The sequence below is a fragment of the Chitinophaga sp. G7 BAM 1005 genome (assembly GCF_057126945.1).
The window spans coordinates 6,701,251-6,715,744 of sequence record NZ_CP181478.1 but is presented as its reverse complement, the minus strand read 5'-3'; the positions used below and the strand labels follow the sequence as shown (position 1 = coordinate 6,715,744).

The following is a 14,494-nucleotide window of genomic DNA, read 5'->3' as shown; positions in this document are numbered from 1 at the left end:
ACATGATTAAGAACTATTTCCGCATTGCCTGGAGGAGTCTGAAAAGAAGCCGGTTTTTCGCTGCCGTGAATATCGCAGGATTGGCCTTTGGCATGGCGGTGTGCATGTTTATACTCTGCTGGGTATTGGATGAATACAGTATTGATAAGTTCCATTCAAATGGAAAGAATATATACCGGTTGCAGGCGAATGTTGATTGGGGCGGTATACGCACCATGACTACCACGCCTGTTGTACTGGCAGATGATCTGAAAAATAACTTCCCGGAGATAATGGCTAATGTGAAAGTCCGCGTGACCAACAGCAATATGCTGTTTAAAACAGCACAGAAATCCGGCCTGGAAAAAAATTACATATTCGCCACTTCTAACCTGCTGGAAGAAATGGACTTCTCGGTAGTGGCCGGAGACAGGCATGCTGCGCTGACGCAACCCAAATCTATTGTACTGACCGAATCATTTGCAAAAAAATATTACGGCACCACCGACCTTATCGGGAAGATCATTAGTGTAGAAAATAACAAAGCGTTGCAGGTAACCGCTATCGTAAAAGATGTACCCGCTGCATCATCCATTCAGTTTGACTTTATACTGCCCTTTGCGCTTTCCCTGCAGGAAGAACCCTGGCTGCTGAAGCCCGGTAGCTACAGCATTTATAATTACATGGTGGTAAAAGCAGGTACAGATATTTCCCGCCTCACCGCAAAGATGCAGCAACACTACGCTAAACTTAACCCCGGCAATAAGAACGAAGTATGGCTCCAACCTTTTGAAGACATCTACCTGCATGAAAAATATGAAAATGGAAAAGTAGCCGGTGGAAGAATTGAATATGTACGTTTGTTTTTTATCACGGCACTTATTGTACTGGCCATTGCATGTATCAATTTCATGAACCTTTCCACTGCACAGGCATCCAAAAGGGCCCGTGAAGTGGGTGTACGTAAATCGATGGGCGCTTCCAGGCTTTCCCTGATGTTGCAGTTTACCGGGGAAGCGATCCTGATGTGTGCTATAGCCGCTGTTGCCGCGGCAGTAGTGGTGTACTTACTGATGCCGGTATTCAATAATTTTACAGGCAAACATATTACGTTTACACTGTCTGTTACTGTTAAATACCTGTTGGGGCTGTTGGGTGTGATATTGATCACAGGCTTGCTGGCTGGCAGTTATCCTGCTTTTGTATTATCACGTTTTCTGCCGGTGAAGGTATTGAAAGGTGATCTTAGCAGCGGGAGCGGCGCTTCCCTGTTCCGGAAAAATCTGGTGGTATTGCAGTTTGTACTCTCTTTCATTTTTATTGTGAGCAGCGTAGTGATCTGCAACCAGATGCAGTATATCTACCACCGTAACCTGGGGGTTGACAAGGAAAATGTAATGTATATAGAGCTGGATGAAGGGTTTTCTGCCCACCAGGACGCAATTGAACAATCGTTGGCACAGCTGCCGCAGGTAAAGTCGTTTACCTATAACAGTTTCCTGCCATTGTCTGTCAGCGGTACGAGCGCCGACCTGAGCTGGGAAGGAAAGCCGGATAAGCTGATTGTAAATACCGCGCCGCAGCAGGTGGGATACGATTATGTTTCCACGATGGGAATGACGATGAAGGAAGGCCGTGATTTTTCCCGTGATTTCGCTTCAGACTCCGGCGCTTATATCATCAATGAAGCAGCAGCCCGTGTAATGGGAATGACAAATCCCATAGGAAAACAAATCAGCTTCTGGAAGGGAAAGGGCACGATCATCGGCGTGGTAAAGGATTATCATTTTGCTTCTATGCGGGAAAACATTTCATCGATGGTGATGATGCTGGAACCGAAGGATAACGGCTATATGATGATCCGCCTGGCAAAGGGAGAGGTCTCCGGCCAGGTGGCCGCAGTGGAAAAAGTGTTCACTACCCTGAATGCCGGTTACCCCGTAGATTATCATTTCCTTGATGAAACTTTTGATAACATGTACAGGTCGGAAACTATGCTGCGTAAACTGGCGCAGGTATTTGCAGTGGTAGCGGTCCTGATTTCCTGCCTGGGGCTGTTCGGATTATCCGTTTTTACTGCGGAACAGCGCAAAAAGGAAATTGGTATCCGCAAAGTTTTGGGCGCCTCTGTAATGAACGTTACCCGTTTGCTTTCAAAAGAATTCCTGACCCTGGTGATCATTGGTATTTTACTGGCCACGCCCATCAGCTGGTACATGATGAATAACTGGTTATCCGGGTTTGCGTATCATACAAATTTATCTGCCTGGATCTTTATCATTGCCGGCGTACTGGCAGTGGTGATAGCGCTGGCAACGGTGAGTTTCCAGTCGGTGAAAGCCGCTATGGCCAATCCTGTTAAATCTTTAAAAGCCGAATAATTTATGTTTCAGCGTTATATCATCATAACATTCAGAAATCTGCAGCGGCAAAGGTTGTTTACCTTTATCAACATCGCCGGGCTGGCTGTGAGTATGACGGTATGCCTGATAGTATTGATATCTGTCAGGGAAAACTTCAGTTATGATAATTTTCATCCTGCAGCTTCGCGTACCTGGAGAATAACCACCCATGCGCAAACGCCGGATGGTAGAAAGTATCATATGGCCAGTGTGCCATTGCCGATGGGAGCGGCCTTAAAAAATAATTATGCTGCCGTTGAAAATGAGGCCACCTTATATGGTGTTTTAAATGGAGATGGGAAAATAGATAAGAAGAAGATCCATATCAATGGGGCATTTGCTACCTCTTCTTTTTTTGAGGTGTTTGGCTTTAAACTGGCTGCAGGTAATCCCCGTACAGCCCTGGTTACGCCCAACAGCATTGTGCTTACTGCAGAAACCGCCCAGCGCTTTTTTGGTACCAGTGATCCGATGGGAAAGGTAATCCTGTTCGATCGCTTTGGCAGTTTTATCGTTAGTGGCGTAATGGAACCTGCTCCGGCCAAATCACATATCGATTACGAAGCCTTTGCGGCGATGTCGTCTGTGCCTTCACTGGAACAAAGCAAAGTACTGCCGGATAAGCTGAATAACTGGGATCAGGTACAGAGCAGCTATACTTATGTGGTGCTGCGCCGCGGCGAAAAGGTATCCGCCCTGGAGTCGGCGCTGAGGGACCAGGCCCATCGCTACGACGGGCTGGTGCAGAAAGGGCAGGGCAGCATGGCTTTCGAACCGCAGGCACTTGGCAAAATCACGCCGTCGCAGGAACTGGTGGACGATATTACCAGTACGCCGCCCTGGGGCAAAATACTCGCGGAAATAGGCGTAGCACTGGGGCTGATTATCTGCGCCTGCTTTAACTATACCAACTTATCCATTGTACGTTCCCTGCAGCGGGCTAAAGAAGTAGGCGTGCGAAAGGTAAACGGTGCGCAACGCTGGCAGATATTCTTACAGTTTATTACGGAATCTGTGATCATGTGCATATTGTCGCTGATCATGGCGGTTTTACTGCTGCTGCTGATGCAGTCCACCCATTTCAGCGGTTTACCGGTACCCGATAACAATCTCCTGGAACCCAGGCTGCTCCTGCTGTTCCTGTTGTTCAGCATCGTCATTGGCATAGTGGCCGGGGCTATCCCGGCATGGGCTTTATCTGCATTTCAGCCGGCTAAAGTGTTAAAGAACCTCATCGACATTAAACTGTTTGGAGGATTAGGATTGAGGAAAACGCTCATCGTTATCCAGTTTTCCCTTTCGTTAACCGCAATCATTTTCCTGGTAACAGTTTATCGCCAGTTTCATTATAAAGCCATTAAGGACATGGGCTTCTACCGCAAAGATATCCTCAATGTTCCGCTGGCAGATGTGGATTTTCAACGGATGAAAGAACGGATGATGCAATTAAAAGAAGTGGCAACGGCAACGGCCAGCTCCGGAACGCTGGGCATGCCAAGACACTGTAACTTCTGCGTTATCCGTACCGGCGAGAGCAAGGATAGAATGGAATTTGGTTACTACGCCGGGGATGCGGACTTCCTCAAAGTAATGCACCTGAAACTATTGGCGGGCACTACTTTCCCCGAATCCGCTTCTGTTGAAAAGGAGCAATATATCATCATCAATGAAAAGGCGGTTAGTGTAATGGGGATAAAATCGCCTGCAGATGCTATCGGAAGAACGCTGTTCCTGTCGGATTCCCTGTCCGTAAGTATCGTTGGCGTAGTAAAAGATTTTAACTATCAGCCTATAGAAGTGAATATCCGCCCTATGGCGATCCGTTTTGTACCTGCTGAATTCCATCAGTTGCAGCTGGCGATGCTGAAAGGAGACAAAGAGCAGCAGGTAGCGGACGTGAAAAAAATATGGGCAGCTATGCATCCCGGAGAAGTATTCACCTCGGAATGGATGGATGAGCAGCTACGTAGCCGCAACGGGCAGGAAGTAATTTCCATGCTGGGTTTCCTGGTGTTCATTACTACTTTGATAGCTGCATTAGGGCTGCTGGGAATTGTGGCATACACCTCTTTTACCCGCAGAAAGGAAATCGCTATCCGCAAAGTACTGGGCGCCAGCGCGGCGGGGCTATTAATGCTGTTGTCTAAAAACTATATAAAATTAATCGTCATAGCGGGATGTATTGCCCTGCCACTGGGATATATAGGCAGCCTGCTTTTCCTGCAGATATTTGCTTACCGGGTAAGCACAGGCATTTTGGCAATGTTGGGAAGTTTCCTGTTCCTGGTATTCCTGGCACTGATCACCATTTTTTCACAAACCTGGAGAGCTATTGACGTGAATCCGGCAGATAATCTGAGAAACGATTGACTATGCTACTATTCAACTACATAAAACTTGCCTGGCGCAATCTTGCAAAAAGAAAGCTGTACAGCTTCATCAATATCGGTGGGCTGGCAGCGGGTTTGTGCGCATGCATGCTGATTATGTTGTATGTAGTGCATGAGTTGAGTTATGATCGTTTTCATAAAGATAGTTCCAGGATTTATTCACTGTTTGAGAAGATCAGACTGGAAAAAGATACGATGCAGCTGGAGCGTTTTAATGCAACCACTGCACCATCTATCCAGCAACAGAATGCAGCCGTGGAGAGTTTTGTCCGCATGGGTAACCTGGCCAGTGAATCCATTATTATGCAGAATGTTGCCAACCCCAATATTAAAAGCGAAGAGCCGGATACCTGGTTTACAGATGCCAATTACTTCAGCTTTTTCTCTTTTCCCTTGCTGGCAGGAGATAAGAATGAGGTATTGAAGCAGCCTTTTACGGCGGTTATTTCGACCTCTGCTGCCAGGAAATATTTTGGAACTACGGATGTAATAGGAAAACAGCTGCGGTATAACGGGAAGTATATTTTCCAGGTATCCGGGGTAATGGCGGATGCGCCTTCCAATTCCAGTATCCAGGCTAATATACTGTTGTCGTATTCCAGTATGGCCGGCATCGAATCAATGAGGGAAATTATTTCCGGCGAACGTGGATTTGCCGGCATCTTTTTTAAAGTGTTCCTGAAGCTGGATGATCCCGCCCATGCAGCCACGGTAGTTCAGAATATCGACCGGCTGGTAGCTGAGGATCATGGAAAAGCGGTGCTGGTGCCCATCACCCGGATCCATACCGATGCTAATTTTAGCCCGGGGTTTAACCTTCGGTATCTGAAGTTGTTCCCGCTGGTAGCGGCGCTGATTCTGCTGATGGCATTGATCAACTATATGAGTCTTTCTACCGCCCGGGCAACGGTGCGCGCCCGTGAAATAGGCGTGCGGAAATCGCTGGGCGCCGATCACAAAAGCATTGCCAAACAATTTTATGTAGAATCAGCCGTCTATGCTTTCCTGGCATTTTGCCTGGCGCTGTTGTTGTGCCAGTTACTGCGTCCCTGGTTCTTCAACCTGCTGCAACTGAAGGTAGATGTAAGCTTTCTTTACCACCCGGTAGTGCTGATGATTTATGTGTTGTTATTACTGATCACTATTTTACTGGCAGGCAGTTACCCTTCGTTTGTTCTTTCCCGTTATAACCCTGTTTATATTTTGTCGGGAAAGATGAGCCGCGTAAGCGGGGGTGCTTCTGTAAGAAAAATATTAACGGTATTACAGTTCGGAACAGCGGCGGTGCTTATCATTTGCAGCATTGTTATTAACCGGCAGTTGTATTTCTTCCGTCATGCGGCCACGGGTATTAATAAGGAGAATGTGGTGATGCTGCCATTTCAGGGATCTATGGGGAATCACTACCAGGCTTACCGGCAGCAGGTGGCTGCTTTAAATGGGGTACAGCAAACGGCTACAGCCCGTTATCCGTTATATACCGGTTATGATATGTGGTTTGTGATGGGGGAAGGTAACCGTCCGCCGATGGCTTTGTCTATGCTCTGTATGGATCGTTCGTTGTTTGGATTAACGGGGCTGCAATGGAAAATTCCGCCGGCAGATATGACGCAGCTGGGCATGCCGGACAAAATGGTGCTGAATGAATCTGCGGTGGAAAGCTTTGGCTTTTCAGGATCTCCATTGGGAAAGTATATAAATATGGGTGATAAGAAGGCAGAAGTGATTGGTGTAGTAAAGAACTTTCACTATAAATCCCTGCATTCGGCTATCACGCCACTGGGCATAAAGGTGGAGAAAGATAATTCCGCTTTATGGGGGACTAACAGTCCTGGCTGCCTGTTTGTAAAAGTGGCGCCCAAACAGAATATGCCCGCGCTGATAGCGAAAATACAGAAGATATATGCTGCATACGATCTGCAGGAACCTTTTGAGTATACATTCCTGGATGACACGTTCGGAAAACTATATACTGCGGAAGACCGTCTGGCCGGGATTTTCGGCTGGTTTACCGTACTCACGGTGCTGATATCGGCGCTGGGATTACTTGGACTGGCGGCATTTTCGGCAGAACAGCGTACACGTGAAATTGGTGTACGTAAAGTATTAGGCGCCAGTGTGGCACAGATCACCACATTGCTGTCGAAAGAGTTTATCCGGTTAGTGGTGATTGCATTGGTGATTGCTTCACCGGTGGCGTGGTACCTGATGCAGCAGTGGTTACAGCAATTTGCTTACCGTATCCACCTGCAACCCTGGATGTTTGTATTGTCTGCCTTTATCGCAGTAATAACCGCATTACTGGCCGTCGGTTTGCAAACCGTAAAAGCTGCCATCAGGAACCCGGTAAACGCATTAAAGATAGAATAACAAGTGAACAGCAAATCAGAGTGTGTGTCTACACGCCCTGCTTTTTATTTTTTATCACTTTAAATATAGCCGTATGTTAAAGAGTTACTTAAAGATTGCCTGGAGAAATTTGCGGAAACAAAAAGTGTTCGCCGCCGTTAACATTGTGGGGATGAGTACCTCATTGTGCGCCGCATTACTTTTGTCTCTCACTGCATACCGGGAATGGACCTACGATAATTTTCATGAGAACGGGGAAGATATATACCAGCTGATTGGTATTGAAGACACAGGCGGCCAGGTGAGAAAAGGCGCCAGTATGTCGAAACCATTGGCAGCGGCTTTGCAGAAAGAAGTACCGGGCGTAAAAGGTATCACTTTTATAGCCGGGTATAATGTGCCGGTAAGATATGGCGCCAATCACTACTACCTGGGTGCGCAAATGGTAGACAGGGATTTTCTGAAGATGTTCACCTTCCCGCTGGTTAAGGGAGATAAGAATAGCGCATTACAGCAGCTGAACCAGGTAGTGCTCACAAAGCGCGCTTCGGGCATCCTGTTTAAAGATACTGATGGGGTAGGCAAAACCGTGGAATTGAACCTGAACGGTAAATGGCAGCCTTTCATTGTAAGTGCAATAACTGCGGATATTCCCGATAACTCAGGAATGTATTTCGAGTTGCTCACCCGGTTTGAAAATGAACCCGAATATAATACCACCAAAAACGATTGGAGCGCTTCAAATTATCCTTTGTTTGTTCAGCTGGAACCAGGCGTTAGTAAAACTTCTTTCGAGAAAAATATGAACATGGTGGTGGGCAAATATTATAAAGGGAAGATAGAAGACCTGCAAAAGAACGCAGGGGGCGTTAAAAACGCGTTTTACCTGAAAGGACTTCCGCTGAAAGATTTCCACCTCGATGCAGACAGCACTTTCTACAGTGGCCTGAATAAATTTTACCCCTGGCTGATGATCATCCTTGCAACGCTGATCATCGGTATCGCCGCTATCAACTTTATAAATCTCTCCATAGCCAGATCCTTTGCCCGTAGTGGAGAAATAGGTTTGAGGAAATCACTCGGGGCACAGAATGGTCAGCTGTTACTGCAGTTCTGGGCCGAAGCGTTCCTGTTGTGCTGCTTTGCGCTGGTACTTAGCCTGGGCCTGATGATCCTCCTGTTGCCTTATTACAACCAGGTGTTTGGGCATCATATCGCACTGAGTGTATTCCGTAATATATGGGTAGTAACCGGCGCCGTTGCCGGCTTCTTCGGGATCACGTTACTGGCGGGTGGTTATCCGGCCTGGAAAGTAGCACGGCTCAATATCCTGCAGGTGCTGAAAGGCAAGCTGGGCATGGGCAAAAGCAGTGGTGTCCGCAACGGGCTCATTATTGTACAATTTATGGTGGCGGTAGTGCTGATCAGTTGTACGTCCATCATCTGGCAACAACTTAATTTCATACAGTCGGCCCCGTTAGGGTACAATTCTTCCCAGGTGATCAGTATCCCGATCGATAATGCTACGCCTTCAGATATCACTACCATGAAAAACAGGCTGGCCGAAATGGGAGAGGTAAAAAGCGTGAGCTGCAGCATGTTAAACCTGGGCATGGGAAAAGACGGATCTTCCGGCAACTGGACCAGGGGCTTCACCTATAAAGACCGCCACGTTTCCACGCAATGCCTCGCCGTAGATTACGACTACGCCAAAACACTGGATCTCAAAATATTATCCGGCCGCGATTTCTCCCGGGAATATGGAACGGACAGCAACGCCGTAGTGGTTAATGAACTGATGGCGAAACAACTGGGCGTAACAGACCCGGTAGGCATAACCTTCCGGATGAGCGACGACGAGCCGCCGGTACATGTGATCGGCATGGTGAAAGATTATCACTTTGAATCATTGCATAAGAAAATTGATCCGCTGGTGATGATCATGAACGCTCCCCTGAGCTATATCTTCGTAAAAGTGGAAACCCCCAACCCGGTTTCCTCACTGAAAAAAATCACTACGCTGTGGAAGGGCATTAATGAGCTGGCAGAAAGCGACCCTTCTTTCCTCGATGAAAATGCACAACGGTTATACCGGCAGGAACAACGGTTTTCAAAGATATTTATGAGTGGCGCTGTCCTCGCCGTGATCATTTCCTGCATGGGATTGTTTGCGATTGCCGTGCTGGTGATGGCGCACCGTAAAAAAGAAATTGGTATCCGTAAAGTACTGGGTGCATCTGTGAGTGGTATTGTGTTGTTGTTGTCGAAAGATTTTCTTCGCCTGGTACTCGTGGCAGTATTGATAGCCACCCCGGCAGCCTGGTATTTCATGCACCGCTGGCTGGAAGGATTTGAGTACCATACTACCATTCATTGGTGGGTATTCGGGGTAGCAGGGCTGCTGGCGGTGTGCATCGCTTTTTTAACCGTAAGCTTGCAGTCGGTGAAAGCTGCGCTGGCAAACCCGGTAAACAGTTTAACCAGGGATTAACGTTAAAAATATCACCTATGATGTGGCGTAATTATTTGAAAACAGCCGTAAGAAATCTGATGAAACGTAAGCTGTATTCGGCGATCAATATCGCCGGGCTTTCTGCGGGCATTGCCTGTTTCATACTGCTGGCGCTGTACCTCCGGAACGAATGGACGTATGATCAGTTTCATACGCATGCTGCGGAGTTGTACCGTATCCGTCTCGACTATGGCGAAAAGGACCAGGAGGTAACCCACACCGCTCTCACGCCTGGCGGACTGGCGCCGGTGATGAAAGATTTTCCAGAGGTGAAATACATCTCCAGGGCCTATCCTTCGGCTACCACGGTGGCCTATGGGGACAAGGTAATGAATGAGAAAAGGTTTTTTTATGCAGATCCCGCTTTTTTCAGCATGTTCTCTTTCCCGCTGATAGCGGGAAATGCAGCCACCGTGTTGAGCGGCCCCCATATGATAGTACTGTCTGAAACGATGGCCAGGAAGTACTTTGGCACTACCGATATAGTAGGTAAAACGCTAAAGATTAATAACAGGAATGAATACCAGGTAACCGGTGTGGCAATAGACCCTCCTGCGAACACGCACCTGAAATTTGATTTTGTAGCCAGTTATGCCTCGCTGGGTACAAAAGACGCCTGGAATTCGGCCAATGATTATACATACATACAGCTGGCAAGCAACGCTACTGCCAGCGCGTTACACGGCAGGTTAGCCAACCTGGTAAAAGAACAGATGGGCAACGCTACCAGGAGCGGTGCTACGCTCAATTTTGTGCCGGAATCTGTACCGGGAATCCATCTCTATTCTATTGCCCAAAATTCAACAGAACCAGGCGGGGATATCCGCTATAATTATATTCTCACCATCATCGCTGCGCTGTTGTTGCTGATTGCGTGCATCAACTTTATGAACCTGGCCACGGCCCGTTCTGCGGAAAGAGGTCGCGAAATCGGTGTAAGGAAAGCCCTGGGCGCAGTACGCGGACAGCTGTTCTGGCAGTTCATTGCCGAGTCCACGCTGATCTCCCTTTGCGCTATGATACTGGGAATAATGATTGCTTTGGTATTACTGCCGGTATTTAACAACGTGGCCGGTACTACCCTGAAGCTCGGACTGGGCAGTTACCACATCTACCTATGGCTGGCCGGTATTTTTCTTTGTACTACTTTTTTTGCGGGTACCTATCCGGCCCTGTTCCTCTCCGGTTTCCGGCCGGTACAGGTATTGAAGGGAAGGGTGATGCATACTTCAGGTGGCAGCATCCGTAAAAGCCTGGTAGTGTTTCAGTTTGCAGCTTCAGTGTTTTTTATTATCTGCACACTGGTGGTGAGCAACCAGTTAAAATATATCCAGCATAAGAAATTAGGATTGGACAGGTCGCAGGTATTGGTGCTGTCGGGCCAAAACTTTAACGCGCGGATGCTGGAAACGTTTAAAGGCAGGCTTTTACAGCAATCAGGTATAAAATATGTAAGCGCATCCTACGACTCGCCGGTATCAGTAGGCGGTGGCTATACTATTGGCAACCTGGAAGGAAAACCGGCGGACTACAGTATGAGTATTACCGCTATCCCTGTAGAGAAAGATTACCTGCAAACAATGGGGATTTCATTACTGGCCGGCGCAAACTTAACCAATGCGGATATACAGGATGTTCTGAGAGAAGATAAAGACCGGGTATACCACTTCTTTCTCAACGAAACCGCGGTAAAGCAACTGGGCTGGACAGCCGAAACCGCAACAGGAAAGCGGATGGTGATGAATGGCCGCGCCGGAACAATTAAAGGCGTGATGAAAGATTTTCACTTTGCTTCTATGAAAAGTAAAATTGAACCCATCGTCGTTTTTCCGGAATATGAATGGTTCGGGGAAATCCTCATCAAAACTTCCGGGGATAACCAGCAACAGGTAATAGCAGGAATAGAAGGCATCTGGAAAGAATACCTGCCTGCAGTGCCTTTCGGGTATCATTTTATGGATGAAGACTTTAACGGATTATATAAATCGGAATTCAGAACCGGTACCATTTTATCAATCTTTTCTATCGTTATTATCCTTGTTTCCTGTCTTGGTTTACTGGGACTGGCCGCGTTTACCGCAGAACAACGTACCCGCGAAGTGGGCATCCGCAAGGTATTGGGCGCTTCTGCCACCAGTGTGGTGGCATTGCTGTCGAAAGATTTTATTAAGCTGGTGCTGATATCGCTTTGTATAGCTTCCCCGTTTGCCTGGTATGCCATGCATAAATGGCTGGAAGGCTTTGCCTATCATACCCCTTTACATGCAGGTACTTTCCTGCTGGCAGGCGCTATCGCTATTGTAATAGCCTTGCTCACGGTAAGCTTGCAGTCGGTGAAAGCAGCATTAATGAACCCGGTTAAAAGTCTGAGATCAGAATAAACAATTGTATCATGCTAAAGAATTTTCTACTGGTATCTTTCAGAAGCATCTGGCGCAACAAAGCCTTCTCCCTGATCAATATTATGGGGCTGGTAGTGGGTATCAGCGCGGCGTTGATGGTGTACCTGGTGGTACATTATGAAAACAGCTTCGACCGGTTTGAAAAGGATAGCGACCGTATCTACCGGGTGGTTACGGAAATTGATTTCAATGGCGATATCATTAAAAATTCGGGCATTGCCGCGCCGGTAGCAGGCATGGTGGCAAATTATGTTCCTGCCGCCGAAACAGTAGCGCCGTTTTTTGAGAATGACATCACCGGCAGGATTACCGTTAACGGAAAGGATTTTAAGAACGGGAAGGATATTATTTATGCAGATAAGAATTACTTCCGTCTTATCCCGCATCAGTGGGTGGCAGGATCTCCTGAAACCTCGCTGCAGCAACCATTTAAAGTGGTGTTAACCTCGGAGAAGGCGGCGGCCTATTTCCCGGGGGTGCCCGCCGAAGCAGTACTGGGGAAGGAAATTATTTATGACGATACCATTCGTACAACAGTAAGCGGCATAGTGGCCGGGCTGCAATATCCCTCTGATTTTGCCAACGGGGAATTCATTTCACTGGCCACCCTGCAGAGCAGCGGGTTAAAAGAAATGTATAGCCTCGACGAGTGGAACAATGTGAATGCCAGCTCACAGCTACTTGTAAAACTGAATGCATCGGCCAGTGTACCAAAGTTAACAGCACTGCTCACAAAACTGAAAGATGAGCACCGGGTAGACGATTATACCAAAACCACCCTGCACTTGCAGGCGTTACGCGATATTCATTTCAATAAAGATTATATGGCGCAGGGCCGGCCCGCCAGTTTAACCCGGTTGTATGCATTGGGTGGTGTGGCATTGGCGTTGTTGCTGCTGGCGGCGATTAACTTTATTAACCTTACTACCGCCCAGGCGGCCCGCAGGGCAAGGGAAACCGGTATCCGCAAATCGCTGGGAAGCAGTTTTCCCCAGCTGATCACCCAGTTCCTCAGTGAAACGCTGCTGCTTACACTGCTGGGATGTATCCTGTCTGCGCTGATCACGCCTTTGCTGATAGTGGCATTCCACTCTTTTTTACCCGTTGGGTTAACCGCTATGGCCCTGTACAGCTGGCAAACAGCATTGTTCCTGGCCGGACTGTGTATCGCCATTACGCTGCTGGCAGGCATTTACCCGGCAATGGTGCTGGCCAGGTTTGAGCCGGTAGCGGTATTAAAAACACAGGTGCAATCGGCCGCAGGAAAATTGTGGCTGCGTAAAACCTTAACGGTATCACAGTTTGTGGTAGCGCAGGTGTTTATCATAGCTACCATCATAGTGAGCAAACAGGTTCACTTTTCGCTGAGCCGCGATCCCGGCTTCCGGAAAGATGCCGTGGTAACCGTACGTACTCCTTTTCGCGGGTACGAGGCCCGTGAGCGCAATACGCTCCAGGAAAAATGGTCGGCCATTCCGGAAATCGCCCTGGTAAGCCAGGGAGGAATGCCGCCCTTATTCAGGGGATTTATAAGCAGCACCTTCCGGTATCATAAAGGAGATAAAGAGATTAATAAGAATGTGGAGGTCCGGTATGGGGATAGCACCTATGCAAAACTGTATGACCTGAAATTTGTGGCGGGCAGAAACCTGCGCACCAGCGATACCATTACGGAATGGGTGTTAAATGAAAAAGCGGTAACTGCACTGGGATTCCGTAATCCGCAGGATGTGATCGGAGAAATAGTGCAGAATCACCCGGTAGTAGGCGTAGTGAAGAATTTTTACACCAGCAGCACCCGCAGGGAAATACCCGCGCTGGCCATAGCCAGTGATGCATTAAGACAACACCGCACCATGCACGTGCTTTTGCGGGCGCCCGGCGAAAACAGTATCGTCTGGAAGCACGCACTTGAAAAAATGGAGAAAGCCTGGAAAGAAGTGTACCCCCGGGAAACTTTCAGCTATAATTTTCTTGATAAAAGTATAGCAGCTTTATATGAAGAAGAACAACGTACAGGACAACTCTTAAACTGGTGTGCGGGACTGGCATTTTTTATCAGCGCCCTGGGGTTATTGGGGTTGGTTATTTTTACCACAAACCAGCGTACCCGGGAAATTGGCATCCGTAAAGTATTGGGCGCTTCCGTATGGCAGATGGTAACGCTGCTCACCAGCGACTTTATGAAGCTGGTAGGTATTGCTTTCATATTGGCCATTCCACTGTCGTGGTGGGCCATGCAGCATTGGCTGTCATCCTATGCTTACCGTACTCCCCTCAGCTGGTGGGTGTTTGCGGCCGGCGGTGGGTTAATGGCTATACTGGCACTGGCTACTATGAGCATAAAAACGATCCGGGCGGCTTTGAGCAACCCGGTCAACGCTCTAAAATCTGAATAACCGGAGCAGCTACTTTTAATTATATTGCTGAGCCGATATGCAGAAAATATCAACGTAAATT

At 47.8% G+C, this 14,494-nt stretch carries 6 protein-coding genes; all 6 read left to right on the top strand.

Annotation, left to right across the window (positions count from 1 at the left end):
* The first annotated feature begins 2 nt into the window (after positions 1–2).
* The 6 genes from ACMXI2_RS27025 to ACMXI2_RS27000 all read left to right on the top strand — a co-directional run bounded on the left by ACMXI2_RS27025 (position 3) and on the right by ACMXI2_RS27000 (position 14,433).
* Positions 3–2,360 (top strand): FtsX-like permease family protein, encoded by a 2,358-nt coding sequence (locus tag ACMXI2_RS27025; RefSeq protein ID WP_483779022.1) that lies wholly within the window; start codon positions 3–5, stop codon positions 2,358–2,360.
* A gap of 3 nt (positions 2,361–2,363) precedes the next feature.
* A complete protein-coding gene (locus ACMXI2_RS27020; protein WP_483779021.1) occupies positions 2,364–4,751 on the top strand; it encodes an ABC transporter permease in 2,388 nt (795 codons plus the stop codon).
* Positions 4,752–4,753: 2 nt separating this feature from the next.
* On the top strand, positions 4,754–7,141 hold the full coding sequence (locus ACMXI2_RS27015) for an ABC transporter permease (RefSeq protein WP_483779020.1): 2,388 nt from the start codon (positions 4,754–4,756) through the stop codon (positions 7,139–7,141).
* Positions 7,142–7,214: 73 nt separating this feature from the next.
* A complete protein-coding gene (locus tag ACMXI2_RS27010) occupies positions 7,215–9,611 on the top strand; it encodes an ABC transporter permease (protein ID WP_483779019.1) in 2,397 nt (798 codons plus the stop codon).
* 17 nt (positions 9,612–9,628) lie between these two features.
* Positions 9,629–12,013, top strand: a complete 2,385-nt coding sequence (locus ACMXI2_RS27005) for an ABC transporter permease (protein ID WP_483779018.1) — start codon at positions 9,629–9,631, stop codon at positions 12,011–12,013.
* An 11-nt stretch (positions 12,014–12,024) separates the two neighbouring features.
* Positions 12,025–14,433 carry an ABC transporter permease gene (locus tag ACMXI2_RS27000; protein WP_483779017.1) on the top strand — a complete coding sequence of 803 codons (2,409 nt, stop codon included), beginning with the start codon at positions 12,025–12,027 and terminating at the stop codon, positions 14,431–14,433.
* Positions 14,434–14,494 lie beyond the last annotated feature (61 nt).